The sequence below is a fragment of the Actinoplanes sp. NPDC000266 genome, assembly GCF_042899005.1.
Lineage (GTDB): Bacteria > Actinomycetota > Actinomycetes > Mycobacteriales > Micromonosporaceae > Actinoplanes.
Genome location: NZ_JBIAZI010000015.1, coordinates 68,483 through 94,663 on the forward strand (window position 1 = coordinate 68,483; position 26,181 = coordinate 94,663).

24 protein-coding genes and 1 pseudogene are annotated in these 26,181 nt (G+C 71.0%); 17 read left to right on the top strand and 8 right to left on the bottom strand.

The window, feature by feature from the left end:
- The first annotated feature begins 17 nt into the window (after window positions 1–17).
- A complete protein-coding gene (locus ACFY36_RS44185) occupies window positions 18–1,139 on the top strand; it encodes a mannose-1-phosphate guanylyltransferase (protein ID WP_499751928.1) in 1,122 nt (373 codons plus the stop codon).
- 52 nt (window positions 1,140–1,191) lie between these two features.
- Window positions 1,192–1,854 (top strand): HD domain-containing protein, encoded by a 663-nt coding sequence (locus ACFY36_RS44190; RefSeq protein WP_499751929.1) that lies wholly within the window; start codon window positions 1,192–1,194, stop codon window positions 1,852–1,854.
- On the opposite strand, the gene ACFY36_RS44195 is transcribed toward ACFY36_RS44190, so the two are convergent.
- Together ACFY36_RS44195 and cofD are read right to left on the bottom strand one after the other, a co-directional pair.
- Complete coding sequence (locus ACFY36_RS44195; protein ID WP_499751930.1) at window positions 1,851–2,903, bottom strand: coenzyme F420-0:L-glutamate ligase; 1,053 nt, start codon at window positions 2,901–2,903, stop codon at window positions 1,851–1,853. The genes ACFY36_RS44190 and ACFY36_RS44195 overlap by 4 nt on opposite strands.
- Window positions 2,904–2,908: 5 nt before the next feature.
- On the bottom strand, window positions 2,909–3,871 hold the full coding sequence (gene cofD, locus ACFY36_RS44200) for a 2-phospho-L-lactate transferase (protein ID WP_499751931.1): 963 nt from the start codon (window positions 3,869–3,871) through the stop codon (window positions 2,909–2,911).
- Between the two features lie 91 nt (window positions 3,872–3,962).
- On the opposite strand from cofD, the gene ACFY36_RS44205 reads away from it, so the two are divergent.
- The 3 genes from ACFY36_RS44205 to ACFY36_RS44215 all read left to right on the top strand — a co-directional run bounded on the left by ACFY36_RS44205 (window position 3,963) and on the right by ACFY36_RS44215 (window position 8,160).
- Complete coding sequence (locus ACFY36_RS44205) at window positions 3,963–4,982, top strand: hypothetical protein (protein ID WP_499751932.1); 1,020 nt, start codon at window positions 3,963–3,965, stop codon at window positions 4,980–4,982.
- A gap of 96 nt (window positions 4,983–5,078) precedes the next feature.
- Window positions 5,079–7,616 (top strand): bifunctional FO biosynthesis protein CofGH, encoded by a 2,538-nt coding sequence (locus ACFY36_RS44210; protein WP_499751933.1) that lies wholly within the window; start codon window positions 5,079–5,081, stop codon window positions 7,614–7,616.
- 286 nt (window positions 7,617–7,902) lie between these two features.
- Window positions 7,903–8,160, top strand: coding sequence for a WhiB family transcriptional regulator (locus ACFY36_RS44215; RefSeq protein ID WP_014688021.1), 258 nt, complete (start codon window positions 7,903–7,905; stop codon window positions 8,158–8,160).
- A 9-nt stretch (window positions 8,161–8,169) separates the two neighbouring features.
- Here the strand turns inward: ACFY36_RS44215 and ACFY36_RS44220 are convergent, their stop codons facing one another.
- Window positions 8,170–8,535 (bottom strand): metallopeptidase family protein, encoded by a 366-nt coding sequence (locus ACFY36_RS44220; RefSeq protein WP_212986377.1) that lies wholly within the window; start codon window positions 8,533–8,535, stop codon window positions 8,170–8,172.
- Between the two features lie 302 nt (window positions 8,536–8,837).
- On the opposite strand from ACFY36_RS44220, the gene ACFY36_RS44225 reads away from it, so the two are divergent.
- On the top strand, window positions 8,838–9,203 hold the full coding sequence (locus ACFY36_RS44225) for a DUF3499 domain-containing protein (protein ID WP_499751934.1): 366 nt from the start codon (window positions 8,838–8,840) through the stop codon (window positions 9,201–9,203).
- Window positions 9,204–9,219: 16 nt separating this feature from the next.
- On the opposite strand, the gene ACFY36_RS44230 is transcribed toward ACFY36_RS44225, so the two are convergent.
- From ACFY36_RS44230 to ACFY36_RS44245, 4 genes are all read right to left on the bottom strand, one after another.
- Window positions 9,220–10,080 (bottom strand): polysaccharide deacetylase family protein, encoded by an 861-nt coding sequence (locus tag ACFY36_RS44230; protein WP_499751935.1) that lies wholly within the window; start codon window positions 10,078–10,080, stop codon window positions 9,220–9,222.
- Window positions 10,081–10,464: 384 nt separating this feature from the next.
- Complete coding sequence (locus ACFY36_RS44235) at window positions 10,465–10,839, bottom strand: DUF779 domain-containing protein (RefSeq protein ID WP_499751936.1); 375 nt, start codon at window positions 10,837–10,839, stop codon at window positions 10,465–10,467.
- Between the two features lie 10 nt (window positions 10,840–10,849).
- Window positions 10,850–12,373: an aldehyde dehydrogenase gene (adh, locus tag ACFY36_RS44240; RefSeq protein ID WP_499751937.1), complete on the bottom strand. Its 1,524-nt coding sequence runs from the start codon at window positions 12,371–12,373 to the stop codon at window positions 10,850–10,852.
- Between the two features lie 36 nt (window positions 12,374–12,409).
- Window positions 12,410–13,675 (bottom strand): GAF domain-containing protein, encoded by a 1,266-nt coding sequence (locus ACFY36_RS44245; protein WP_499751938.1) that lies wholly within the window; start codon window positions 13,673–13,675, stop codon window positions 12,410–12,412.
- Window positions 13,676–13,821: 146 nt separating this feature from the next.
- Between ACFY36_RS44245 and ACFY36_RS44250 the strand changes: the two genes are divergently transcribed.
- The 11 genes and pseudogenes from ACFY36_RS44250 to ACFY36_RS44300 form a co-directional block, all read left to right on the top strand.
- A complete protein-coding gene (locus ACFY36_RS44250) occupies window positions 13,822–15,201 on the top strand; it encodes a phosphomannomutase/phosphoglucomutase (protein WP_499751939.1) in 1,380 nt (459 codons plus the stop codon).
- A gap of 44 nt (window positions 15,202–15,245) precedes the next feature.
- Complete coding sequence (locus ACFY36_RS44255) at window positions 15,246–15,431, top strand: Trm112 family protein (RefSeq protein WP_097319345.1); 186 nt, start codon at window positions 15,246–15,248, stop codon at window positions 15,429–15,431.
- The gene (locus ACFY36_RS44260) at window positions 15,431–16,663 is read left to right on the top strand and encodes an SIS domain-containing protein (protein ID WP_499751940.1); all 1,233 of its coding nucleotides are present in this window, start codon (window positions 15,431–15,433) and stop codon (window positions 16,661–16,663) included. Before ACFY36_RS44255 ends, ACFY36_RS44260 begins: the two co-directional genes overlap by 1 nt.
- Window positions 16,660–17,595 (top strand): cation diffusion facilitator family transporter, encoded by a 936-nt coding sequence (locus ACFY36_RS44265; protein ID WP_499751941.1) that lies wholly within the window; start codon window positions 16,660–16,662, stop codon window positions 17,593–17,595. The genes ACFY36_RS44260 and ACFY36_RS44265 overlap by 4 nt, the downstream gene beginning before the upstream one ends.
- A gap of 24 nt (window positions 17,596–17,619) precedes the next feature.
- A complete protein-coding gene (gene manA, locus ACFY36_RS44270) occupies window positions 17,620–18,807 on the top strand; it encodes a mannose-6-phosphate isomerase, class I (protein WP_499751942.1) in 1,188 nt (395 codons plus the stop codon).
- Window positions 18,808–19,698: 891 nt separating this feature from the next.
- Window positions 19,699–20,559, top strand: coding sequence for a helix-turn-helix domain-containing protein (locus ACFY36_RS44275; RefSeq protein ID WP_499751943.1), 861 nt, complete (start codon window positions 19,699–19,701; stop codon window positions 20,557–20,559).
- 41 nt (window positions 20,560–20,600) lie between these two features.
- A complete protein-coding gene (locus ACFY36_RS44280; protein WP_499751944.1) occupies window positions 20,601–20,804 on the top strand; it encodes a DUF397 domain-containing protein in 204 nt (67 codons plus the stop codon).
- 153 nt (window positions 20,805–20,957) lie between these two features.
- Complete coding sequence (mtrA, locus tag ACFY36_RS44285; RefSeq protein WP_360244843.1) at window positions 20,958–21,647, top strand: MtrAB system response regulator MtrA; 690 nt, start codon at window positions 20,958–20,960, stop codon at window positions 21,645–21,647.
- Window positions 21,648–21,668: 21 nt separating this feature from the next.
- Entirely contained in the window at window positions 21,669–23,333 is a 1,665-nt protein-coding gene (gene mtrB, locus ACFY36_RS44290; protein ID WP_499751945.1) for an MtrAB system histidine kinase MtrB, read from the top strand.
- Entirely contained in the window at window positions 23,333–25,150 is a 1,818-nt protein-coding gene (locus ACFY36_RS44295; RefSeq protein WP_499751946.1) for an LpqB family beta-propeller domain-containing protein, read from the top strand. The genes mtrB and ACFY36_RS44295 overlap by 1 nt, the downstream gene beginning before the upstream one ends.
- Window positions 25,147–25,844: pseudogene (locus ACFY36_RS44300) on the top strand (ComF family protein); the annotation flags it as partial. The gene ACFY36_RS44295 and the pseudogene ACFY36_RS44300, both read left to right, overlap by 4 nt.
- A 204-nt stretch (window positions 25,845–26,048) precedes the next feature.
- Here ACFY36_RS44300 and ACFY36_RS44305 read toward each other — a convergent pair.
- Window positions 26,049–26,180, bottom strand: a complete 132-nt coding sequence (locus ACFY36_RS44305) for a hypothetical protein (RefSeq protein WP_499751947.1) — start codon at window positions 26,178–26,180, stop codon at window positions 26,049–26,051.
- Window position 26,181: the final 1 nt, after the last annotated feature.

A 26,181-nucleotide genomic window follows, 5' to 3' on the forward strand; every position in this document is an offset into this window, starting at 1 on the left:
CTTTACACTCTGTGCACATGAGCGATCAATTCGGTGGACTCTACGGCGTCGTGCTGGCCGGTGGCACGGGCACTCGCCTCTGGCCTCTGTCCAGGGCGGGTCACCCGAAATTCCTGCACCCGCTGACCGGCACCGACGCCTCGCTGCTCCAGGCGACGGTCCAGCGCCTCGACCTGCTCGCGCCCCTCGACCGCATCTTCGTGGTCACCGGCGTGGCCCACGCGGCGGCGGTGTCCCGCCAGCTCGACACCATCCCTGATACGAACGTGCTGGTCGAGCCGTCCCCCCGCGACTCGTGCGCGGCGATCGCGCTGGCCGCGGCGGTGATCGCCCGCCGCGACCCGCAGGCGATCATGGGCTCGTTCGCCTCGGACCACCTGATCTCCGACAAGGAGCGGTTCACCGAGGTCATCAAAAAAGCGATGGTCGGCGCCCAGCAGGGCCTGCTGATGACGCTGGGCATCACGCCGACACGCCCGGAGACCGGATACGGATATCTCCAATGCGGCGGCGAGATCGGCGACGGCCCCGTCCTCGCGGTCGAGGAGTTCAAGGAGAAGCCGACGTACGACGTAGCCGAGAGTTACGTGAAGTCGGGCAACTATCTCTGGAACGCCGGCATGTTCGTCTGGCGCGTCGACGCGTTCCTGTCCGAGCTCTCCCGCCAGCAGCCGCAACTGGCGGCCGGCGTCTCCCGCATCGCCGCGGCCTGGGACTCGCCCGAGCGCGAGGAGGTGCTGGGCGAGGTGTGGCCCACCCTGCCGCGCATCTCGGTCGACTACGCGGTGATGGAGGGCGCGGCCACGGTCGGCCGCGTCGGCACGGTCCCCGGCGACTTCGGCTGGAACGACGTCGGCGACTTCCACACCCTGGGCGAGGTGCTGGCGGCCGACCCGTCCGGCAACGTGGTGGTCGGCCAGGCCGTCGAGACCCACGCCAAGTCGGGCGTCCTGCTGCGCGACGCCGAGGGCCTGGTCGTCGTGCCCACGCCGGGCCGTCTGGTGGCCGCCATGGGCGTCCGCGACCTCATCATCGTGGACACTCCCGACGCCGTGCTGGTCTGCCCACGCGAGCGCGCCCAGGAGGTCAAGCACCTGGTCGACGAGCTGAAGGAGCTGGGCGAGCACGACTACGTGTGACGTTCCTCTTTGCGGACATTTCGGATAAATCCGACTGCGATAGAGTGCCCGGATGTCTGACGACGACTTCCGGGCCGGTGTGATCAGCGCGGCCGAAGAGCTGGTCCGCGAGCGACTCGGCGCCGACGCCACCGGGCACGACTGGTTCCACGCCGACCGGGTCCGCCGCATGGCCCTGCGGATCGCCCGCGAGGAGGGCGCCGACCTCTTCGTCGTGGAGCTGACCGCCCTGCTGCACGACATCGCCGACTACAAGTTCTCCGGCAGCGAGGAGGCCGGCCCGCAGCTCGCCCAGGCCTGGCTGATCGGCAAGAACGTCGAGGCGGAGACGGCCGAGGCGGTCGCACACATCATCCGGCACCTGTCCTACAAGGGCGCCGGCGTGGCCGACGTACCGCTGACCCTCGAAGGACAGTGCGTCCAGGACGCTGACCGCCTGGACGCGATCGGCGCGATCGGCGTCGGCCGCGCTTTCGCCTACGGAGGCTGGGACAAGCGCCTCATGCACGACCCCGACGTCCCGCCCACCATGCACGCCGACGTGGCCGCCTACCGCGCCGCGAAGGGCACGACGGTCAACCACTTCTACGAGAAGCTGCTCCTCCTGAAGGACCGCATCAACACCAAGGCCGGCGCCCGCATCGCCGAGCACCGCCACCAGGTCCTGTCCGACTTCCTCGACGAGTTCCTCGCCGAGTGGGACGCCAAGGACTAAGCGCCCGACAGCTCGAGGCGGATGCCGTCCTCGTGCGGCAGGGACAGGGTGACGATGCCCTCGGCGGCCAGGGCGGCACGCAGGCGGTGGGCGTCGGCTCCCAAGCGCATGTAACCGGCGGGGCCGGCGTCCCGGGTGCTCAAGTGGAGGGCGGCCGTCGCTCCGCTGCCGGGGATCGCCTCGGCCGGGGCCAGGACCGTGGCGTGGGACAGCGTGACCGTGGACAGGGCTCTCTCAACGGCGGCCGGGTCGGCCGGGTGGCCGGGCAGTGCGGCTCGTGGGCCGTCCGGCAGCTGGGCCGCGTCGCGGAGGCCGGCCGCGCGGGCCTCGGCCGTGCCCAGGCTGAACATGTCGCCGGCGGCGTCGCGCAGCAGGACCGCGGCGCCGTCCGCGTCGCGGATGCCCGCGCGGGGATAGCCGCGGACCACCGCGACCGGCACCGCGTCGACCTTGCCCTTCACCAGCTCGCCGGCCGCGGCCAGCTCGTCGATCACCGCCATCTGGGTGATCTCGAGTTCGTTGCCGTACGGGTCGGTCTCGCCCCGGTGGTCGCGGATCGGCTCGATGCCGGCCGCGCCCAGTGCCACGTCGGTGAGCCCGTTGCGCCAGGCCCGGCCCATCGTGTCGGAGACGATCACGCCCACGTCCAGGCCGCGGGCGCGCAGGTCGGCCCGGAGGCGGCGGGCCGAGGCGTCCGGGTCGGCCGGCAGCAGGACCAGGTGGGTCTTGTCCACGTTGGAGGCGTCGATGCCGGCCGCGGCCATCACGAAGCCGTGATGGGTCTGCACGATCGTCGTCGGCCCGCGGCGGGCCACCACCCGGGCCGTCTCCGACTCCAGGACGGCGGCGCGGGCCGCGTCGCGTTCCGGGCCGTCGGCCGGCACCTCGACCAGGCGGCCCTCCGCCTTCGACACGATCTTGCTGGTCACGACCAGGACGTCGCCGTCGGCCAGCCACGGCGCGGCCTCGGTGATCAGGCCGGCCAGGTCGTCGCCGGCCACCACGTCGCCGATGCCGCGCACCGGGAGGATCTCGAGCCCGTCAGTCACAAACGTCATCCTTTCTGGAAGCCCGCGAGGGACAGGGCGTCCGCGACCATCTGTGCGGTCGCCTCCTCGGAGCTCATCCACAACGGGACGGCCCGGGTCTCGACGCCCGGCACCTCGGCCCCGGCGTCGCTGGAGTCGACCAGCCAGCCGTCGAGCACGCCGCCCTCGGAGCGGGGTCCGTAGAGGCGGCCGACCGCCGCCGCGCTGACCTCGACGTCGATGGTGGCCAGGCACTTGTCGGCCATGCCGCGCAGGGGCGAGTCGCCGATGATGGGGGAGACGCCGACCACCGGGGCCCGGCCACCGGCCAGCGCCTCACGCAGGCCGCCGACCGCGAGGATCGGCGCGATGCTGACGACCGGGTTGCTCGGCGCGATCAGCACCACGTCGGCCGCGGCCAGCGCGTCGAGCACTCCGGGGGCGGGCTTGGCCGCCTCGGCGCCCACGAAGACGAAGCGGTGGGTCGGCACGCCGCCGCGGTAGCGCACCCACCACTCCTGGAAGTGGATCGCCTTGCGCTCGCCCTCGACGTCGGCCACCACGTGGGTCTCGAGCCGGTCGTCGGTGGCCGGCAGGATCGTCACGCCCGGCTCCCAGCGGGTGCACAGCGCGGCCGTGACCTGGGAGAGGGGATATCCCGCGGTGAGCATCTGGGTCCGTACGAGATGGGTCGCCGTGTCCTTGTCACCCAGGCCGAACCACGACGGCTCGGCGCCGTAGGCGGCGAGCTCCTCCTTCACCACCCAGGTCTCTCCGACGCGCCCCCACCCGCGCTCGCGGTCGTGCGCGCCACCCAGCGTGTACATCACGCTGTCGAGGTCGGGGCAGATCTGAAGACCGTGCATCCGTACGTCGTCACCGACGTTCACGACCGCGGTGACCTCCGCGCCGATCGTCTTGGCGTGCGCGCGCACGCCGACAAGGAATTTGGCGCCGCCGATGCCGCCGGAAAGGACCACGATCCGCATGCACCCATCCTCGCGCACGGCGTATCGGTGCACCGTGCGGGCCCGGACTACGCTGAGCGGACCCGACCATCCCCACGTTCAGGGAGTTTTCGTGACCAGCCCACCGCAGCCGCCGCCGGGCGAAGGCAAGTCGGCTCTCCAGTTTCTGCGCCCGCTGCGTGACCTCGCGGTCTACGCGCTCGTGGGCGCGCCCGCGCTGTTGTTGTTCGTGGCGGTCGTCCGGCTCATCCCGGACAGCGGTCTCGGGTTCGGACCGCGCACGCGGGGCAGCTTCGACGACTTCGTCAACCTCGCGACGATCTTCTTCCCGCTCGCGGCCGTGCTCCTGGCGCTGCTCACCGGCCCGCGTCACCCCAAGGCCCAGCTGGTCGTCGTGGCCGCCCTGGTGGAATACGCGGTGGTGGCCTTCTTCGGGGTGCTGTTCGGCTTCCTGATCGGCCTGATCAACCTGGCCAGCGACAGCGGCGCCCGCGCGGCGTTCGAGGAGCTGCTCGTGCGCGGCGCCTGGCTCGGCGTCTTCGGCGTCGCGGCGTACGCGGTGTTCCGCGTCTGGCAGGGCATGTTCCACGTGCCGAAGCCCAAACCCCAGCCCGGGGTGTACGGCAACCCGCAGTACAACCAGCCGGGCGCGTTCCCCGGCCAGCCGGGTTACGGCCCGCCCCCGGGCCAGCCGGGCTACCCGCCGCACCCGGGCGGGCAATACCCGGGCGCGCCCCAGCCGGGCGGCTATCCGCCTCCGCCGGGCGCCGCTCCCTACGGCCCTCCGCAGACGTACGGCCAGCCGCAGCCGCCCTCGTGGAACCAGCCGGCCGTCCCGATCCCGGCCTCGGGCGCGCCCGCCTATCCGGCATCGGCCCCGCCCGCGCCCGGCTATCCCACGTCGGCCCCGCCCGCGTCCGGCTTCCCGCCGCCCAGTCCCGCGTCGGCCCCGCCGGCTCCTCCTGCCGCGTCGTCGCCCTTCTCCGAGCCGACCCAGGTCGTGCCGCCCACACCCGCGCCGCCCGCGCCCGCCGCGCCCGCCGCTCCGGCCCCGGGTGAGGACCGCACGGAGAAGATCCCCGACGACCGGCCCGGCTTCGGCCCGGCCGATCAGGACCCGCCGCGCCACTGACCGAGCGTGTTCAAGCCCGGGCGCCGTGTCCTATCCCACTGCGCGCGCCCGGGCACCGCTGGGGCAGCGAAAAGAATTCCGGCCTAGGCTGCTCTGGTGGTCGAGGTCAACGCGGCAGTAGCCAACATCAGCATCACGCCCACCGAGCCGGCGCCGACCGAGGCGCAGGTCAAACGGGCCCTGCGCCGGGCCGCCGACGGCAAGGCCGTCGATGCCGAGGAGGCGGCCGCCCTGCTGGCCGCCACCGGCGAGCAGTTCGACGAGCTGCTGGCCATCGCCGGCGGCATCCGCGACGCGGGCCTGCGCGAGGCCGGGCGGCCGGGCGTGGTGACGTACTCCCGCAAGGTCTTCATCCCGTTGACCCGGCTCTGCCGCGACCGGTGCCACTACTGCACCTTCGCCACGGTGCCGCACAGGTTGCCGGCCGCCTTCCTGGAGCGCGACGAGGTGCTCGCGATCGCCCGCGAGGGCGCCGCCCAGGGGTGCAAGGAAGCCCTGTTCACGCTCGGCGACCGTCCCGAGGAGCGCTGGCCCGCGGCCCGGCAGTGGCTCGACGAGCGCGGCTACGACTCGACGCTCGACTACGTGCGGTCGGTCGCGATCGCCGTGCTCGAGGAGACCGGCCTGCTGCCCCACCTGAACCCCGGGGTGATGAGCTGGGCCGAGCTTCAGCGGCTCAAGCCGGTGGCGCCCAGCATGGGCATGATGCTCGAGACCACGGCCACCCGCCTGTGGTCGGAGAAGGGCGGCCCGCATTACGGCTCGCCCGACAAGGAGCCGGCCGTGCGCCTGCGGGTGCTCGACGACGCGGGCCGGGTCGGCGTGCCGTTCACCACCGGCATCCTGATCGGCATCGGCGAGACCCGGGCCGAGCGGGTCGACGCGATCTTCGCGATGCGCCGGGCGGCCCGCGAGTACGGGCACATCCAAGAGGTCATCATCCAGAACTTCCGCGCCAAGCCCGACACGGCGATGCGCGGCATGCCCGACGCCGAGCTGCGCGAGCTGGCGGCGACGGTGGCGGTGGGCCGGATCATCATGGGCCCGCGGGCCCGGGTGCAGGCCCCGCCGAACCTGATCGACGCCGAGTTCTCGCTGCTCCTGCGGGCCGGCATCGACGACTGGGGCGGCGTCTCCCCGGTCACCCCCGACCACGTGAACCCCGAGCGTCCATGGCCCCAGATCGACCTTCTTCGCGAGAAATCAGCCGATGCCGGATTTGTCCTCCGTGAGCGGCTGACGATCTACCCGGAGTACGTCCGTCGCGGAGCCGAAGGCTGGCTCGATCCCCGGCTGGCCGCCCACGTGGCCGCGCTGGCGGACGACGACGGGCTCGCGCGGGACGGCGCGACTGTGGAAGGCCGCCCCTGGCAGGAGCCCGACGACGCGTACGGCTCAGGTCGCACTGATCTTTTCGCCACGATCGACACCGACGGCCGTACGAGCGATCGCCGCTCCGACTTCGACGACGTCTACGGCGACTGGAAAGAGGTCGCCGCCCACGTCACCACCGATACCCACACGACGCTGGACAGCGACGTGGTCAAGGGCCTCAAGCTGGCTTCGGAGGATCCGGCCAAGCTGCTCCTCCCGGAGCACGAGGACGAGGCGATGGCGCTGTTCAACGCCGACGGCCCCGCCCTCGACGAGCTGGCCCGCATCGCCGACGACCTGCGCAAGCACGTGAACGGCGACGACATCACGTACGTCGTGAACCGGAACATCAACTTCACCAACATCTGCTACGTCGGCTGCCGGTTCTGCGCCTTCGCCCAGCGCGAGAAGGACGCCGACGCCTATCGCCTCTCGGTCGACCAGGTCGCCGACCGGGCCGAGCAGGCCTGGGCGGACGGCGCCTCCGAGGTCTGCATGCAGGGCGGCATCGACCCCAAGATGCCCGTGACCGCGTACGCCGACCTCGTCCGCGCGGTCAAGCAGCGCGTTCCCGGGATGCACGTCCACGCGTACTCCCCGATGGAGATCGTCACCGCCGCCGCCAAGGCCGGTGTCTCCGTGCGGGAGTGGCTCACCGACCTGCGCGACGCCGGCCTCGGCACCATCCCGGGCACGGCGGCCGAGATCCTCGACGACGACGTGCGCTGGGTGCTGACCAAGGGCAAGCTGCCCGCGAGCGCCTGGGTCGATGTGGTCACCACCGCCCATCAGGTGGGCGTCAGATCAAGTTCGACCATGATGTACGGCCATGTCGACCACCCACGACAGTGGCTGGGCCATTTCCGCGTGCTGGCCGGCATCCAGGATGTGACCGGCGGTTTCACCGAGTTCGTGGCGCTGCCGTTCATCCACACCAACGCGCCGATCTATCTGGCCGGTATCGCAAAAGCGGGTCCCACCTGGCGGGAGAACCGGGTCGTGCACGCGATGGCCCGTATTCTGCTGCACGGCCGGATCGACAACATCCAATGCTCGTGGGTGAAACTCGGCGACGACGGAACGCGAGAAATGCTCAACGGCGGCTGCAACGATCTCGGCGGCACCCTGATGGAGGAAACGATCTCCCGAATGGCGGGTTCGGAGCACGGTTCGGCGCGTACGGTCGCCGAATTGAAGGAACTCGCGGCAACGGCCGGACGGCCTGCGGTGGAGCGGACGACGACCTACGGTCGACGATAGGTCACAAATCGGGTTAAATTGGACTCGTGTGGCCGAGGACGCGTTACCAACCGGGGCTTCGGAGAGATAGGGCAGGAACGGGACCACGACGCGCCGAAGGCGCGCCGGGGAAACGGGCCTATTTATCAGGTTCGGCTTGACGACGCACGTCTTACACGCGTGTAATTTCGGTGGGGTTGTGGGCTGCGGCGCCGCGAAATGGGTAGGCGGCCCACAAAAAACACGCTGCGTGCGTGGGGGGTCAGCATCGGCATCGCTGCCGGTGCGGAAATTGGGAGGCACGCCGATGGAAGCGCAGGTTGAAGGGGTCGACCTGCTCGGGGACGCGCCCGAGTGGCAGGAGCGGGCGCTGTGTTCGCAGACCGACCCGGAGGCTTTCTTCCCGGAGAAGGGTGGGTCCACCCGGGAGGCAAAGAGGATCTGCGGCCGCTGCGAGGTCAAGGCCGAGTGCCTTGAATACGCGCTGGGTCACGACGAACGCTTCGGCATCTGGGGTGGACTGTCCGAGCGCGAGCGCCGCAAGCTCAAACGACGGGTCGCGTAAGCCCAGCGCCTAAGACAGCTCGTCAGGGTCCACACCGAGCAGGTTGGCTACCTGCTCGATGATCACATCGTGAACGAGGTCGGCGAGGTCCTCACGGTCCATCGCCCGGAATTCCAGCGGCCGCCGGTAGAGCACGATCCGTGGGGGAAGCTCCTGCCGGCCGGGGCGGCCGGGAAGCAGGCGGGCCAGTGGCACCTCGCCGTCCTCGAGCACGTCCGAGTCGTAGACGTTCAGGTCGGGCGGCACGTCCTCGACGGCGAACTCGACGCCGGCGAGCTCTTTCGCATAGCGCCGCTCGAGCCCTTCGACGGTGTCGAGCACGAGGTCGTCGAAGATCTCGGCTTTGGTGCGGGCCAGGGGAACGGTCGCCGGCACCAGCCGCCCCCGGAGCCCTCGCCCGTGCCTGTCGCGGCGGGCGGGATGACCGGGTCCGGCTCGGCGGGGCGACCGCGCCGGCTGCTCGCTGCGGCTGCGTTCGGGGCTGGTGGTCACCGGACAACTCTAGTCCTCCGACGGTGTGACAGGCTCTCAGGCCGCGTAACAAGCGTGTCGTGCCCGAATTCGCCCCATCGGGGGCGGCGTGTCTGCCCGGCATCGCCAATTCGTGATGCATCGTGAGTCGGCGTGTCGCGGCCCTTCCGCGCCCTTGCGGCCTCCCGGGGCGATAAGTTGCCGCCGTGAGGTCACCACGGCGCTGCTCCCGGAACGGCTGTCCCCGACAGGCGGTCGCCACGCTGACCTACGTCTACAGCGATTCGACCGCCGTAGTGGGCCCGCTGGCGGCTTTCGCCGAGCCCCACACGTACGACCTGTGCGAACCGCACGCCCGCAGCCTCACCGCCCCCCGAGGCTGGGACCTGGTGCGCCACGACGGCGACTTCGCCCCGCCACCCCCCACCACGGACGACCTGGTCGCCCTGGCCGACGCCGTCCGCGAGGCCGCCCGCCCGGTGGCCCCGCCGCCGCGCACCGACGACCAGGACGCCCCCGGCCACCAGACCGGCCGCCGAGGACACCTCCGGGTCATCCCGCCGAGCCACTGACGGCGGCGCACCACCCCTACGGCAGGGCGATCAGCTGGAACCGCTTGCGCAGGAATGGCAGGAGCGTCCGGTAAGCCGCGATCGTGTCCGGCTGGGCATAGTCGTGCGACAAGATGATCGCTCCGGGCCGGGTGTGCTTCTCGATCGTCGCGATGACCCGGGCCCGGTGAGCCGACGGCGACTCGCCCTTCTTGTGGTCCCAGTCGCGCGGGTCGAGCTTCCAGTAGATCGACGACATGTGCAGCTTGTTGGCCACCGACACCAGCCGGGGCGTGAAGTTTCCGCCCGGCGCCCGGAAGTACTTGACCTTCGCGTTCGGCACCGCCCGCAGGATCGCGTTGTTCGTGCGCATCAGGTCGCTGCGGATCTTCGCCTCGGGGTCCTTGCCGATCTTCAGGCTGTGGTTCCAGGTGTGGTTGCACAGGGTGTGGCCGTCGGCGGCGATCTGGCGTACCAGGTTCGGGAACTTGGCGGCGTTCTTGCCGACCAGGCAGAACGTGGCCTTGACGTGCTGCTGCCTCAGCATCTTGAGCAGCTGGGGCGTGGTCGCCGGGTCGGGGCCGTCGTCGAAGGTCAGCGCGACACCCTTGGACCCGGTCATCGTGCGGCTGCCGGCCGGTCCTCCGGCGTACGAGATGCTCTTGCCGGTGGGCTTCTGGCCCTTCGCGGGTTTGCCCTTGGGCGGCGCGGCCGGGGCCTTCGTGGGGGTCCTGGAGGGCGGCGCCGGCTTGACCGCGGCGGTGGAGGCCGACGGGCTGGGGGCGGGCGCCGCGACCGGCTCCTCCGGCGTGGACTGAGCCGCGGCTCTTCCGGTCAGGCTCACGGCGAGTAACACCACACCGAGCAGTACGGCCTTCCTGGCCCGCGACATCCGCATCACAACCTCCCCGAACCTTGCGTCTCCCGACGTTGCCGGGTTCGAGGGGCGTTCCGCTACATCTACGGCGCTTTCGGCACGATCTGGTGAGGCGTCAGTAGGTCGATCAGCTCCAAACAAGACCGAAATAAACCATTTGTCGGCGCGAGCAAGGAAGCGGCCGATGACAGCGAGGACCCGGCCGGCTACCGCGAGTACGGGAGCTAGACGGCTGAAGGTTTTTCGCATGTCTCGCAGGCTGGCATACGCCCGGTAACGGAAGTTCGGCACGCTCGTCCTCTGTGATCCGGCCCAAACGACACAGTGAAGTACGTGCCGGCAAGCGCGGAGGATCAAAGGTCGAGACCGGGCCGCACGGCCGGCCCGGCCTCGAGCAGAGGGGGATCACGATGCGAGTTCGGCCAACTCCTCAGAGGTGAGCAGGCGGGAACGGATCAGGAACCGTACGCCCTCGGGCGCCTCCAGCGAGAAGCCGGAACCGCGGCCGGGGACCACGTCCACCGTCAGGTGCGTGTGCTTCCAGAGCTCGAACTGCGAGGACGACATCCAGAACGTGATCGGCTCGTCGACGCCCTCGATCTTCAGCGATTCCAGCAGCACGTCGGACTGCCCGGTGCGGAACTCGCCGTCGAGGTAGCACATGGGTGAGCTGCCGTCGCAGCACCCGCCGGACTGGTGGAACATCAGCGGACCGTGTTGCCCCCGCAGCCGCCGCATCATGTCGGCGGCCGCGGGAGTGACATCTACTCGGGTGGCCATGGTCGTCGGCTCAGAAGAAGCCCATGGCCTTCGGGCTGTACGACACCAGGAGGTTCTTCGTCTGCTGGTAGTGGTCCAGCATCATCTTGTGGTTCTCGCGGCCGATGCCGGACTGCTTGTATCCACCGAACGCGGCGTGCGCCGGGTAGAGGTGATACGCGTTCGTCCACACGCGACCGGCCTTGATCGCGCGCCCGGCCCGATAGGCCAGGTTGATGTCGCGGGTCCACACGCCGGCGCCGAGGCCGTACAAAGTGTCATTGGCGATCTTGATGGCGTCGGCGTAGTCGGCGAACGAGGTCACCGAGACGACCGGCCCGAAGATCTCCTCCTGGAAGATCCGCATGGCGTTGTTGCCCTCGAAGATCGTCGGCTGCACGTAGTAGCCGCCGGACAGGTTGCCGCCCAGATCGGCCCGCGCGCCGCCGGTCAGCGCCTTGGCGCCCTCCTGACGGCCGATGTCCAGATACGACAGGATCTTCTCGAGCTGGTCGTTCGAGGCCTGCGCGCCGACCTGCGTGTCGGTGTCGAGCGGGTTGCCCTGCTTGAGGTTCTCGACGCGCTTCACGCTCGCGGCGAGGAAGTCGGGGTAGATGCTCTGCTGGATGAGCGCCCGGGACGGGCAGGTGCAGACCTCGCCCTGGTTGAGCGCGAACATCGCGAAGCCCTCGAGCGACTTGTCGTAGAAGTCGTCGTCGAGGCGGCTGACGTCCTCGAAGAAGATGTTCGGGCTCTTGCCGCCCAGCTCCAGGGTGACCGGGATGAGGTTCTCCGAGGCGTACTGCATGATCAGCCGGCCGGTGGTGGTCTCGCCGGTGAAGGCGACCTTGGCCACCCGGCTGGACGAGGCGAGCGGCTTGCCGGCCTCGACGCCGAACCCGTTGACGATGTTGACCACGCCCGGCGGGAGCAGGTCGGCGACCAGCGACATCCAGTAGTGGATGGAGGCGGGGGTCTGCTCGGCCGGCTTGAGGACGACGGCGTTGCCGGCGGCCAGGGCCGGGGCGAGCTTCCAGACCGCCATGAGGATCGGGAAGTTCCACGGGATGATCTGGGCGACCACGCCGAGCGGCTCGTGGAAGTGATAGGCCACGGTGTCGTCGTCGAGCTCGCCCGCGGTGCCCTCCTGGGCCCGGATGGCGCCGGCGAAGTAGCGGAAGTGGTCGATCGCCAGCGGGATGTCGGCGGCCAGGGTCTCGCGGACCGGCTTGCCGTTCTCCCACGCCTCGGCGACGGCGAGCTTCTCGAGGTTCGCCTCCATCCGGTCGGCAATCTTGTTGAGGATGTTGGCCCGCTCGGCGGCCGAGGTGCGGCCCCACGCGTCGGCCGCGCCGTGCGCGGCGTCGAGGGCCTTCTCGACGTCGTCGGCGGTGCCCCGGGCGATCTCGCAGAAGTCCTGGCCGGTGACCGGTGACGGGTTGGTGAAGTATTGGCCCTTGGCCGGCGGCACGTATTCGCCACCGATGAAGTGGTCGTACCGGGATTCGTAATTGACGATGGCGCCCTCGGTGCCGGGCGCGGCGTACACGGTCATGGACTGCCTCCGTACCTGCTTGGGGTACGGGCGACGCTAGTTACGGGAACGTTGCAAAGACGTTGCAAGCCCGTATTCGGCGCTGAGCTCGCTGATGCGGGCTCGGGCCAGAGGGTTCAAGGGCGAGACCTTGGCGTACGCCTCCCAGACCGCCAGATCGTCGGAACCCCAGGCCGAGTTCAGCCAGCCTCGCAGCACCTCGGTGTCGCGACTGCTCAGCACCGCCGAGCGCAGCTGGCCGTCGACCAGGCGGCGCAGGCGGACCACGCCGGGAGCCTCCGAGCCGGGGAGCAGCGGACCGGCGTACCGGCTCAGCGCCTCCCGGACGTCGTTGGCCTGTATCAGGTCGAGAACGTTGCTGAAATCGGCCTCCAGCTCGGGGCGCAGCCGGTAGGGGCGCGACTCCATCAGCTCGGGGCCGAGCGTGCGGCGCAGCCGGGAGAGCTCGGCGCGAATCGTCACCGGGCTCACGTCGTCGCCGTACAACTCGAAACCCAGCTCCTCGCCGGTGCTGCCCTCGGGGTGAGCGAGCAGCAGAACGAGCAACTCGGAATGCCGCCGGCCGAGCCGCCACCGGCGTCCACCGAAGCTGAGAAGCGCCTCGTTGCGGCCCAGGGCGGCCACTGTGCCAGCCGTCCGTGGGACTGAATGACCCCGCAGATAGGCCTCGGCGGCCAGCGCGGTCGCCCGGACCAGGGCCAGGCTGTGCGGGTTGGCCAGGTGATCGCCGCCGGTCACGTCGATCGCGCCCAGCAGCCCGCCGGTGGCCGGGTCGTGGATCGGGGCCGCGGCGCAGGTCCAGCGCTGCACCTGACGGCTGAAATGCTCGGTCGCGAAGATCTGCAACGGGTGGTCGACGGCGAGGGCCGTGCCGGGCGCGTTCGTGCCGGCGTGCGCCTCGTCCCAGCGGGCGCCCGGCACGAAGTTCATCTGCTCGGCGCCGCGCAGCACGCTCGCGGTGCCTTCGACCCAGAGGAGCCGGCCGTACGCGTCGCAGACCGCCATGAGGTGCTCGCCGTCCTCGGCCAGGCCGCCCAGCAGGTCGCGGAAGATCGGCAGGACCCGGGCCAGGGGATGGGCCGCCCGGTACGCCTCCAGCTCGCCGTCGCCCAGCTCGATCGGGGCCGTGCTGTCCGCGCTCGGCAGGGCCACGGCCGACCGCTCCCACGACGCCGCCACCACCGGCCGGATGCCGTTCGCGGCTTTTTCCCCGCCCACGAACCGCTCGTGGGCGCGCCCGACCTGCCGGATGCGTTCGGCCGGGTCGGCGCCGGTGTCGAGGGCAAGCCAGGGGTTGGCCACAGGAGCACCTCCAGGGACACCATCATCGTGACCCGCATCACGCCGGACGACAAGCGCCACCCGTAATAGTGGTGCTGCGCCGTTCTGGCTTTTCGGACATCCGGCTCGGCTACTCTCGGCGGGTCATCAAAGGAGCAGGGGGAGCAGTGTCCGATCTGTCCGGCATCATCAAGGCGTACGACGTTCGCGGCACGGTCCCCGATCAGTTCGACGAGAGAACGGCCCGGGCCATCGGCACCGCCTTCGTCGAGATGCTCCGCGAGTCCGGCGACGACGCCGACCAGATCGTCGTCGCGCACGACATGCGCGACTCCGGGCCCGGCCTGGTCGCCGCCTTCGCCAGCGGCGCCAACGCCAGCGGCACGGCCGTCGTCGACATCGGGCTCGCCTCGACCGACCAGCTCTACTACGCCTCCGGCTCGCTCGGGCTGCCCGGCGCCATGTTCACCGCCAGCCACAACCCGGCCAAGTACAACGGCATCAAGATGTGCCGGGCCGGGGCCAAGCCGGTCGGGCAGGACAGCGGCCTGGCCGTGGTCCGCCGCCGCGCCGAGCAGCTGCTCGACGACCTGAACGCCGAGGCCGACGGCCCGTCCCGGGTCGAGGCCCGCGACCTGCTGGCCGACTACGCGGCCCACCTGCGCTCGCTGGTCGACCTGTCCGGCATCCGGCCGCTCAAGGTGATCGTGGACGCCGGCAACGGCATGGGCGGGCACACGGTGCCGGCCGTCCTGGGCGACCAGGTGCTGCCCGCGCTGCCGCTCGAGATCGTCCCGCTCTACTTCGAACTGGACGGCTCGTTCCCCAACCACGAGGCCAACCCGCTCGACCCGGCCAACCTGGTCGACCTCCAGCGGGCCATCCGCGAGCAGGGCGCCGACATCGGCGTCGCGTTCGACGGCGACGCCGACCGCTGCTTCATCATCGACGAGAAGGGCGACCCGGTCTCCCCTTCGGCGATCACCGCCCTGGTCGCCAAGCGCGAGCTGGCCAAGTTCCCGGGCAGCACGGTCATCTACAACCTGATCACCTCGTCCGCGGTGCCCGAGATCATCACGGAGAACGGCGGCAAGCCGGTCCGCAGCCGGGTCGGCCACTCGTTCATCAAGGCCGAGATGGCCCGCACCAACGCGATCTTCGGCGGCGAGCACTCGGCCCACTACTACTTCCGCGACTTCTGGTTCGCCGACACCGGCATGCTGGCCGCCATGCACGTCCTGGCCGCGCTGGGCGGCCAGAGCCGGCCGCTGTCCGAGTTCGCCGCCGAGTTCGAGCGCTACTCGGCCTCCGGTGAGATCAATTCCACGGTCGACGACGCCAAGGCCCGCATCGAGGCCGTACGAAAGGCGTTCGCCGGCGCCGAGTTCGACGAGCTCGACGGGCTCACCGCCGCGCTGCCGGACGGCGCCTGGTTCAACCTGCGAGCGTCCAACACGGAGCCGCTGCTGCGCCTGAACGTCGAGGCCGCCAAGCCCGACCGCATGGCATCGCTGCGCGACGAGGTGCTCGCGATCGTTCGCGGATAGGATCTGAGGGTTCGACAGCCCTCCGCGACAAAAGGAGCCGTTCGGTGGCCCTCGATCCGCAGTTGCTGGACATCCTGGCCTGCCCGGACACGCATCACGCGCCGTTGACGTACGACGCTGGTGCGCAGACCCTCACGTGCACCGAGTGCGGGCGCGTCTTCGAGGTCCGGGACGACATCCCGGTCCTCCTGCTCGACGAGGCCCGCGAGCCGCAGGGTGGTGCCTCCTGATGGCGGGTCCCCTGGAGGGCGGCGCGGCCGGGGTCGCCGGGCACCGGCACGCCGACGAGAGGCTGCTCGACGACGAAAAGGCGATGCTCGCCAACGACCCGGGCGGCATGCTGCGGGCCACGGCGTCGGCCGGCGCGCAGGTGCGCGAGTCGGCGGCGCTGGCCGCCGAGACCGACCTGGGCATGCTGATCGACGAGGGCCGCCCCCGCGCGGTCGTCGTCGCCGGCATCGGCACGGCCGGTCTGACCGGCAACATCCTGGCCACGGTGGCCGGTCCCCGCTGCCCGGTGCCGATCATCGGCCACCGCAGCGCGGGCGTGCCCGGCTGGGTCGGCGCGGCCGACGTGGTCATCGCCGTCTCCGCCTCCGGCCGCAGCCCCGAGGCGCTGGCCGCGGCCGACGCGGCCGCCCGCCGGGGCGCCCGCCTGGTCGCCATCGGCAACCCCGACTCCGAGCTCGAGGCGATGGCCGCCCGCGCCCGCGCGCCGTTCATCCCGGTGCCGCGCCGCGCCCCGGCCCGGGCCAGCCTGTGGGGCCTGACCGTGCCGGTGCTGCTCGCGGCCCGGGCCATCGGCCTGGTCAAGGTGGCCGAGGCCGACCTGGCCGAGACCGCGTCCCGGCTCGACGCCGACGCCGAGCGCTGCCGCCCGGCCGCCGACTCGTTCGTGAACCCGGCCAAGGAGCTCGCGCTCGGCCTGGCCGGCTCGATCCCGATCGTCTGGGGCTCGTCGCCGCTGGCCACCGTGGCCGCCCGCCGGTTCGCCGACACCCTGGCCGCCAACGCCCGCTACCCGGTGATGGCCGGCGCGCTCGGCGAGGCCGGCCGGGGCCGGGTGGGCCTGCTCGACGGCGTCTTCGGCGGCCTGGCCGAGTCGTCGCGCGACATCTTCGCCGACCCCGACGACGACAACGAGGACGCGGCGAACACCCGCCTGCGCCTGGTCGTGTTCCGCGACGGCGGGCTCAACCCCGAGGACGACGCGGACGAGCCGGTCGCCGTCGAGGAGCGCCGCGCCGACGCGGTGCAGACCCTGGCCGAGCGCCGCGGCGTGCGCTGCGACGTGCTCACGGCCGAGGGCGGCTCGACCCTGGAGCGGCTCGCGTCGCTCACCTCGGTGCCCGACTTCGCCTCGCTGTATCTTGCTCTGGCGCACGGTCTCGACCCCATGGCCGTGCCGGCGATCAGCGAGATGAAGGAGCTGTCGAACCCGATGCCCGAGGCTATTCAGTGAGTTCAGAAGGTGGCACCAAGGCAATTCTGGCGGCGCTCACCGCCAACCTCGGCATCGCGGTCACGAAGTTCGTGGCGTGGCTGCTCACCAGCTCGTCGTCGATGCTCGCGGAGTCGATCCACTCGGTCGCCGACTCCGGCAACCAGCTGCTGCTGCTGATCGGCGGCAAGCGGTCCCGGCGCCAGGCGACCGCCGAGCACCCGTTCGGCTTCGGCCGGGAGCGCTACATCTACGCGTTCATCGTGTCGATCGTGCTCTTCAGCGTGGGCGGCCTCTTCGCGCTCTACGAGGGCTATCACAAGATCTCGCACCCGGAGCCGATCCACTCCTGGCAGTGGGTGCCGGTGGTGGTCCTGGTCGTGGCGATCGGCCTGGAGTCGTACTCGTTCTACACGGCGATCAAGGAGTCGAACCACACCCGTGGCAAGACGTCCTGGGTCAACTTCGTGCGCCGGGCCAAGGCCCCCGAGCTGCCGGTGGTGCTGCTGGAAGACTCGGGCGCGCTGCTCGGCCTGGTCTTCGCGCTCTTCGGCGTGGTGCTCACCCTGATCACCGGCGACGGTGTGTGGGACGGCATCGGCACGCTGCTGATCGGCGCCCTGCTGGTGGTCATCGCGGTGGTGCTGGCCATCGAGACGAAGAGCCTGCTGCTGGGCGAGGGCGCCAACCCCGAGGCGGTACGCCAGATCGAGCAGGCGGTGCTGGCCGGCGAGGGCATCGAGCGGATCATCCACATGAAGACGCTGCACCTGGGCCCCGAGGAGCTGCTGGTCGCGGTGAAGATCGCGGTGCCGAGCACCGAGCGCGCCGACGAGGTGGCCCGCCACATCGACGAGACCGAGACGCGCATCCGCGAGGCGGTGCCGATCGCCCGGGTCATCTACATCGAGCCGGACATCTACCGTCCCGCCACGGCTTCGGCCCCAGCATGATCACCGTTTGGTAATTTGCCCGCTATGAGCGTCTTTCCACTTACGGGAGCCGTCCGGCCGTACGCCTGGGGATCCCGCACCCTCATCGCCGAGCTCCAGGGCCGGCCCGCGCCCACCGAAGGGCCCGAGGCCGAGCTCTGGCTCGGCGCCCACCCCGGCGACCCGTCGACGGTCACCGCCCCCGACGGCCCGGTCAAACTGGACGCGCTCATCACCGCCGACCCCAAGGCCCAGCTCGGCGAGCCGGTCGAGGCGGCCTTCGGCCCGCGCCTGCCCTTCCTGCTGAAGGTGCTGGCCGCCGAAAGCCCGCTCTCGCTGCAGGCCCACCCCGACTTGGAGTACGCGAAGCAGGCGTACGCCAGGCAGGAGGCCGACCCTTCCCTCCCGAAGAACTACACCGACGCCTACCACAAGCCCGAGATGCTGGTCGCGGTCACGCCGTTCGAGGCCCTGTGCGGCTTCCGCGACCCGGCGAAGGCGGCCGACGCCATCGGCGCCTTCGCGATCCCGGCCCTGGAGCCGGTGGTGACGGCGCTGCGCGGGGGAGACCTGCGCGCGGCGGTCGAGACGCTGCTGAGCTGGCCCACCGAGGACCGCCCAGCGCTGATCGAGGCGGTCGTGGCGGCCGCCGGCGCCGCGGGCGCCGACCACCCTCAGGCGGCGTCGTTCGCCCTGGCCACGTCGCTGGCCGGCCATTACCCGGGAGATCCGGGCGTGCTGGTCGCGCTTCTCCTCAACCACGTACGCCTGGAGCCGGGCGAGGCCATCTGGATGCCGGCGGGCAACCTGCACGCCTACTTGCGAGGCGCCGGGGTCGAGCTGATGGCCGCCAGCGACAACGTGCTGCGCGGAGGCCTGACCCCGAAGAGGGTGGACGTGGCCGAGCTGCTGAACGTCCTGCGCTTCGAGGTCCTGGAGGACCCGATCCTGCACTCGGAGAGTGTGGCGCCGGGCGTGGACACGTGGCCGGTGCCGGTCGCCGACTTCGTCCTTTACCGGGTCACGCTGGACGGAACGCGCCCGCCCACGGAGGTCCCGGTAGGCGGCCCGCGCATCATCGTGTCGATCGCCGGCGACGTCTTCGTGGGCGAGAGCATCGACGGCACCCCGGTCGAACTGACCCCGGGAACGGCCGCCTTCGCGTCCGCCGACGCCGGCCAGATCAAGGTCGCCGGCACCGGCCAGGTCTTCGTAGCCGCCGTCCCCGCCTGACGGCTTCGCCTATCGGCCCCACCTCTCACCACCCACACAGCGCCCGCCCTCCCAAGGGGGACCCCCACCAAGAGGGCCATCCTCGCCGAAGAGCACGACTCGGCGCGGATCACTCTGTGGACAACCCCCAGCCTGTGGAAAACCGCGGCGCAAAGCTGAGAGGCTGCTACGCCGCGCGTGCGGGCCGGGCCCGGCCCGCACGCGTTGTCGGGGTGCTCTTGGATTGCTCTCTTTGGGCACCCTGTGTCACTCCCCGCACCATCCAAAATAGGAAATTTCCGGATTTGCTTGACACGGGTATGTGCGGAGTGTGAATCTATAACCACGCAGCGTCATTGGTGATCGGGGGGTCCCACGGACGCGCGCGGTACCAAACCGGGGGGATGAACGGGGCGGCGGGCTTAGGCTTGCCGTCCCGTTCGCTATGTGCGCTGGTGTGCGCGGCCAAAGGCATGGGACGCGGGTGCTTGAAGCTCAACGGCGAGGCGATCAGGGCGACGGGCGGGATCTGCCACTCGGCGTCGGCGTTGCAAGGGGCTCGAGCCGCCTCGGTGAGGCTGGCCACGACGGGCCTCGCGGCGCGGGAGCCGGGTTGCCGCCCTTGCGGTTGTGGGTCTGTGACGCCCGTACCCCATCGCCATCGCGACCGGCCCACCCGCCGCAACCATCGCAACGTGGGGGTCTGGGGGGTCGCCCCCCAGGTGGACAACAGAGTCGAGCCCCGTCCGCCCGCCGGACGGGGCTCGATCTCTTCGGGTTCGGCTGAGTTTGCCGCCGCTGCCGTTCCCGTCGTTCGTTCCCTTATTACTTCATGGCCTCTGACCTGCGTGCAAGTGCATAGCGTGGGATGCAAGTTGCAGACAGCGACCGAAATGCCGTTATGGTGTTCGCGTGGCGAGGGCTACTTCGACGGCGCGGCGGGAGCTGGGCACCGAGTTGCGCCGCCTGCGGGGTGAGCGCAGGGGCGCCTCGGTGGCGACCGCGCTCGGCTGGTCCGAGTCGAAGCTCTCCCGCATCGAGACCGCCCACACGGGGATCAGCGAGGACGATCTCGATCGGTTACTGACAATTTATGGCGTACGGGTCGAGGACCGCGACCGCCTGCGCGAACTGGCTAGCCGGGGGCGGGCGCGGGCCTGGTGGACGCCGTACCGGTCGTCGGTGCCCGATCCGTACGACGAATATGTCGCCCTCGAGGCCGAAGCCGTGCTGATCAGCGAGTGGGAGTCGCAGATCGTGCCCGGTCTGCTGCAGACCGACGAATACGCGCGGGCCGTGATCGAGGTCGGCGCCGATGTGGGCGACACCGAGACGATCCAGCGCCGGCTCGCGCTGCGGATGGCCCGGCAGGCCGTGCTGACCCGGGAGCCGCCGCCGCTGTTGCGGATCGTGCTCGACGAAGCCGTGCTGCACCGTGAGGTGGGCGGGCCCGAGGTGCTCCGGCGGCAGCTGGCCCGGCTGATCGAGGCCGGCGAGCGGCCCGGTGTGGAGCTTCTCGTGCTTCCTTTCTCGGCCGGGGCGCACGCCGGGATGACCGAGTCGTTCATGGTTCTGGAGTTCGCGCCGGGCACCCGCTCGCCCATCGTGCACATCGAAGGCCTCACCGGTGGTCTCTTCCGGGTGAAGCCGCCGGATGTCGACGTCTATCGGGACGGGCTCTCTGACCTGCGGGAACGCGCTCTGTCGGCAGAGATGAGCCGAACGGCCATCGCTGAGAGGGAGGAAGCTCTGCGCCGGGTGGCCGCTCCGTGAGCTGAAATGGAGGCGAATCCATCCTGGAAGGGGACCCCACGATGCAGGACGCCAACCTCACCTGGCGTAAGAGCACTCGAAGCGGAGCCGCCGGGCACTGCGTCGAGATCGCCAATGTTCCGACGGCCGTGCTGGTCCGTGACTCCAAGGACGCGGCGGGCCCGGTCCTGGCCTTCGGCGACACCGACTGGTCCGGCTTCATCGCCGGCGTGCGGGCCGGGGAGTTCGACCGGCCCAGCGCCTGACCGAAGACCGGCCCAGCGCCTGACCGAAGTGGTGGGCGGCCCCCTCGTGGGGTCGCCCACGTCTTGCCGGTTGGCCTAAGCTGACCTGTGCATTCCGGCAAGATCGGCCCCGGGGTACGCGGGCTTCGGGAGGACAGTGCAATATTGGACCGCATGAGAGCCCGGGTACTCGTCGTCGATGACGACCCAGCGTTGGCCGAGATGCTCGGCATCGTCCTGCGCAGCGAGGGATTCCTGCCCTCGTTCGTCGCCGACGGTGAGCGCGCCCTGGCCGCCTTCCGGGAAAACCGCCCCGACATCGTCCTGCTCGACCTCATGCTTCCGGGCATGAGCGGCATCGACGTCGCGCGCGCGATCCGCGGGGAGTCGGGCATTCCGATCGTCATGCTCACGGCCAAGAGCGACACCGTCGACGTGGTGCTCGGCCTCGAGTCGGGCGCCGACGACTACGTGGTCAAGCCGTTCAAGCCCAAGGAGCTGGTGGCCCGCATGCGGGCGCGCCTGCGCCGGGGCGAGGACGCGGCGCCCGAGATGCTGACCATCGGCCCGCCCGGCAACCAGATCACCATCGACGTCCCGGCCCACACGGTGTCGCGCGACGGCGAGGAGGTCAAGCTCACGCCGCTCGAGTTCGACCTGCTGGTGGCCCTGGCCCGCAAGCCGCGCCAGGTGTTCACCCGCGAGGTGCTGCTGGAGCAGGTCTGGGGATATCGCCACGCGGCCGACACCCGTCTGGTCAACGTCCACGTGCAGCGGCTGCGCGCCAAGATCGAGCCTGATCCGGAGCGGCCCGAGATCATTTTGACGGTGCGGGGAGTCGGCTACAAAGCCGGTACCGGCTAGGGCGCTACCCTTGCCCGCGTAATGCGTGCACCTGCCTGGCTTCCGATGCCGATCCGCCGCACCCTTCGCGTGGTGCGGCGGTACTGGCGTGTGGCCGCGCGCCGGCTCGAGGTCCACTCCGCACCGGCCCGCCGGGCGTGGCGGCGCTCGCTCCAGCTGCGCGTGGTCACCCTCACCCTGATCGCCTCCAGCGTGCTGGTCGGCGCGTTCGGCTGGTTCATCGCCGCGCGCAGCGCCACCATCCTGCTGACCCGTGCGCAGGAGGAGGCCAAGGTCTCCATGCGCAACAAGATCGATTACGCGGAGCAGCAGCTCACGGTCAACCCGCAGCCGAGCGACCCCAAGCTGCCGAACACGTTCGAGCTGATCGTCAGCCAGCTCGCCGACGGCGATCCGGCCGAGTCGGGCGGCTCGGTGGTCGCGATGCGGGCCGGGCAATATCCGGAGCTGCGACCGGCCACCCTGCCGAACGTGGGCACCGAGCAGCTGATCACCCCCGAGCTGGCCCGGACCGTCTCCGACGACAGCAAAGAGGCCAGCCAGGTCGTCACGGCCACACTCAACGGCCAAACCACAAAATATCTGGCGTACGGCGCCCCGGTGCGCACCAGCTTCGGTCATGTCGAGCTGTATTACATGATGCCGCTGACCACCGAGGACAGTGCGGCCAACCAGATCCGTACGACCGTGCTGGCCACCGGCATCGCCCTGGTCCTGCTGCTCGGCGTGGTGGCCGGCCTGGTCACCCGGCTGGTGGTCACCCCGGTGCGTATCGCCGCCCGTACGGCCCAGCGCCTCTCGGCCGGCCTGCTCGACCAGCGGATGAAGGTCGACGGCGAGGACGACCTGGCCCTGCTCGCGGCCTCGTTCAACCAGATGGCGGCCAACCTCCAGCGCCAGATCGTCCGGCTCGAGGAGCTGTCCCGCCTTCAGCGCCGGTTCACCTCCGACGTGTCGCACGAGCTGCGCACCCCGCTGACCACGGTCCGCATGGCGGCCGACCTCATCTTCGCCGAGCGCGACGATTTCGACCCGGCCGTGGCCCGCAGCGCCGAGCTGTTGCAGGCCGAGCTCGACCGCTTCGAGAGCCTGCTGACCGATTTGCTCGAGATCAGCCGGTTCGACGCCGGCTTCGCCGCCCTCGACGCCGAGCACACCGACCTGGTGCCGATCGTCGAGCGGGTCGCCGAGCGGCTCACCGGCCTGGCCGAGCGGGTCGGCGTCACCCTCGAGCTGCGCCTGCCGGAGACGCCGGTGATCGCCGAGGTCGATCCGCGCCGGGTCGAGCGGGTGCTGCGCAACCTGGTCGGCAACGCGGTCGAGCACGGCGAGGGCCGGCCGGTGGTGGTCACCCTGGCCTCCGACGAGTCGGCCGTCGCGGTCACCGTCCGCGACCACGGCATCGGGCTCAAGCCGGGCGAGGAACGCCTGGTCTTCAACCGCTTCTGGCGGGCCGACCCGTCGCGGGCCCGGCAGACCGGCGGCACCGGCCTCGGCCTGTCGATCAGCGCCGAGGACGCCCGGCTGCACGGCGGCTGGCTCGAGGCGTGGGGGTCGCCCGGCGAGGGCGCCCAGTTCCGGCTGACGCTGCCCGTGCGCTCGGGCGACCGGCTGCTGGCGGCCCCGCTGCCGCTGATCCCGCGCGATCGGGCCCCCGCTCTGGAGGCCGCGGAGGAGGTGTCCTGATGCGCCGTCTGCTCCTGGGCGTCGTGGCGCTGGCCGTGCTGGTGCCGGGCGGCTGCGGCATTCCCGACCGCAGCGACGTGACCGTGATCGGCGACGGCCGCTCGGCCGGCGTCTCGGTCGACGACACCACCCCGCCACCGCCGCAGTACAAGCGGGAGGCCGCCACCAACCCGCGCGAGCTGGTCCAGTACTACCTTCAGGCCGCCGCCGGCGATCCGAACACCGCGCTCGACCGGGTCAAGGCGTTCCTCGCGCCCGAGGAGGCGGCCGCCTTCACCAACACCGACGTCCGGGTGGTGCGCGAGGCCGAGTCCATCCTCGGCGGCTATTCGCCCACCGACTCGCTCGTCACCATCTCCGAGGAGCAGGTCGGCACCCTGACCGGCAACGGCGAGCTGGTGCCGGCCGCGCCGACGCCCGACTCGACGTACAAGATCAAGGTCGGCTCGATCGAGGGGCAGCCCGGGCTGTGGATCCTCGACGCTCCCCAGGTGATGCTGCTGACGGTCGACGCGCTCAGCGCGTTCTACCAGCCGCGGACGATCTACTTCTGGAACAAGGACAACACCAGCCTGGTGCCCGATCTGCGGTACATGCCGCGCAGCGTGCCGGCGGTGCAGCAGCCGACGACGATCCTCCAGTGGCTCGCCGCCGGGCCGTCCGACTGGCTGCGCGACGCCGTGCAGGCGCTGCCGCAGGGCACGGCCGTGGCCGACAACATCCCGGCCGTCACGAACGAGACGCTGCAGATCAACCTGACCGCGCAGACCATTCCGGCCGGCAGCGACGCCGGGGCCATGGACCGGCTCCGGCGCCAGGTGCAGTGGTCGATCTACCCGGTGGTGCCGCGGACGTTGGAGATCAAGATCGGCCGGCAGGACCCGGTCAGCTTCAAGGACGGCGAATACAAGGAGAGCAACCTTGCTGTACGCCTCGGCGACGCGCCCGAGCGCTTCGTGGTCTTCGGTGGCGCCCTCCGGCGGCTGAAGGAGTCGGCGCACGAGGACGACCCGGTGCCGGTTCTCAAGGAGGCGGCGAACAAGGGCATCGTCACGGCCGCCTTCTCGGCCACGCGCACCCACACGTTCGCCGCGGTGGTCACCGGCTCCGGGGCCGGTCAGCGGGTGCGGGTGGCCGCGGCGCCCCTCGGGCAGCAGGCCGACCTGCGGGAGGTCGGCGGGCTCAAGGGCGCCCTGGGCCAGCCGGTGTGGGCGCAGACCGGCGGCGAGGGCGCGGCCGGCGTGGTCGGCCTGATCACGATGGGCGGGCGGCTCTACAGCTTCGGCGCCGGCGGCGGACCGGCCCAGCAGATCGAGTGGCAGGGCGACCCGGGGCCGGTCACGGCCATCTCGGTGGCGCCCGACGGGCGGCGGGTGGCGCTGGTCAGCGGCGGCCGTCTCTACCGTACGGTCCTCAACAGCAGCGCCGACGGCGTTGCGATGAGCGGGCCCCAGCAGGTGCTGCCGCCCAACCTGAAATCGGTCACGGCGGTCGCCTGGAGCAGCCAGACCTACCTGGCCGTGGCCGGCGTCCGGGACGACAACAACCGCGTCTCGGTGATCGACGTGACGGTCGACGGCGCGCTGTCGGCGACGCGGCTCGGTGACATCGGGGCCGAGCCGGTGAGCTACCTGACGGCGTACCCGGAAAATCCGATCACCGGCACCGAGACCTCCGACTCGGAGGCGTACGTGGCCGGCGGCGAGGCCTGGGACGTCTTCAGCCAGCCCAACCCGATCACCAAGGCGAACCTCGCCGGCCCGGCGGTCAGCGCCCCGGCCACGGTCAAGCCGACCGCGCCGCTCTACCTCAATTGAGCGTCCTCGCCGATCTCGCCGATCTCGTCCTGCCGAGCCCCTGTGCCGGCTGCGCCGCCGAACGGGTGCCGCTGCGCCACGGCGCCTGCGCCGACTGCGTGGCCCGGCTGGAGGCGCTGCGGCCGTTCCGGACGGCGCCGACCCCACCTCCGCCCGGCATGCCGCGGTGCGTCGCCGTGGGGGCGTACGCGGGGCCGCTGAGGGGCGCTCTGCTGGCGTACAAGGAGCGGGGCCGGCATCGACTGGCCCGGCCGCTCGGCGCGCTTCTGGCGACCGCTGTGGCGGGCCTGGCGCCGCGCCGGGCGCCGGTGGTGCTGATCCCGGTGCCGTCGACCGCGGCGGCGCGCCGGAGCGCTACGGCGATCACATGACGCGGCTGGCCGCACACGCGGTGCGGCGGCTGCGGGCGGGCGGCTGGGACGCTCATATCAGCCACCCACTCGAAGCGTTACCCCGTCCTGACTCCACGTCACTGAGCGTGTCCGGCCGCCGCGCCGCGGCTGAGAGTTCGCTGCGAATCCGCCGTGCCCGAATCGGGTTTCCGCGACACGCGACCCCGCGGAAAGGCACCCTTGTCGTAGTGGACGACATCGTCACGACCGGGGCCACGCTGGCCGCCGTGACGGGTCGGCTCGAGGAGGCCGAGATGCAGGTCACAGGGGCTGCCGTGCTGGCCGCGACCCAATTGCGGCGATCGCCGCGCGGCGGAATCGCCGGATTGTCGCGGCGAGGCACTGAAAAGGTGGAACGTCCGGCATCTGGTATCCCGAACGAGGGGTGACGGGAGAGCATCGGCACGTTAGCGTCTTGGTGACGAGGGTAAGAGCTTCCGCCTACCCAGACCGCCGGCAAGGCGCAGCGTTCCGCGAACCGCCGCACCGGAAAGGAGTCGTCTCACTCACGATCGGTTACGCCCGGTGATCTGAATCCCGGCGTCATCGAACACCAGCACCGCGCGTCGCATTTTCGGCGCCCCCGGCACCCAGTCGATCAGGGCGCCCTGCAAAGCAGAAACGTTGGGGGAGGTCACG

Bases quoted from the DNA above. Each gene is read 5' to 3' on its own strand.
- ACFY36_RS44185 (WP_499751928.1), top strand. From the start codon at position 18: ATGAGCGATCAATTCGGTGGACTCTACGGCGTCGTGCTGGCCGGTGGC.
- ACFY36_RS44190 (WP_499751929.1), top strand. From the start codon at position 1,192: ATGTCTGACGACGACTTCCGGGCCGGTGTGATCAGCGCGGCCGAAGAG.
- cofD (WP_499751931.1), bottom strand. From the start codon at position 3,871: ATGCGGATCGTGGTCCTTTCCGGCGGCATCGGCGGCGCCAAATTCCTT.
- ACFY36_RS44215 (WP_014688021.1), top strand. From the start codon at position 7,903: ATGGAAGCGCAGGTTGAAGGGGTCGACCTGCTCGGGGACGCGCCCGAG.
- ACFY36_RS44230 (WP_499751935.1), bottom strand. From the start codon at position 10,080: ATGCGGATGTCGCGGGCCAGGAAGGCCGTACTGCTCGGTGTGGTGTTA.
- ACFY36_RS44235 (WP_499751936.1), bottom strand. From the start codon at position 10,839: ATGGCCACCCGAGTAGATGTCACTCCCGCGGCCGCCGACATGATGCGG.
- adh (WP_499751937.1), bottom strand. From the start codon at position 12,373: ATGACCGTGTACGCCGCGCCCGGCACCGAGGGCGCCATCGTCAATTAC.
- ACFY36_RS44260 (WP_499751940.1), top strand. From the start codon at position 15,431: ATGGCGGGTCCCCTGGAGGGCGGCGCGGCCGGGGTCGCCGGGCACCGG.
- manA (WP_499751942.1), top strand. From the start codon at position 17,620: ATGAGCGTCTTTCCACTTACGGGAGCCGTCCGGCCGTACGCCTGGGGA.
- ACFY36_RS44280 (WP_499751944.1), top strand. From the start codon at position 20,601: ATGCAGGACGCCAACCTCACCTGGCGTAAGAGCACTCGAAGCGGAGCC.
- mtrA (WP_360244843.1), top strand. From the start codon at position 20,958: ATGAGAGCCCGGGTACTCGTCGTCGATGACGACCCAGCGTTGGCCGAG.
- mtrB (WP_499751945.1), top strand. From the start codon at position 21,669: ATGCGTGCACCTGCCTGGCTTCCGATGCCGATCCGCCGCACCCTTCGC.
- ACFY36_RS44295 (WP_499751946.1), top strand. From the start codon at position 23,333: ATGCGCCGTCTGCTCCTGGGCGTCGTGGCGCTGGCCGTGCTGGTGCCG.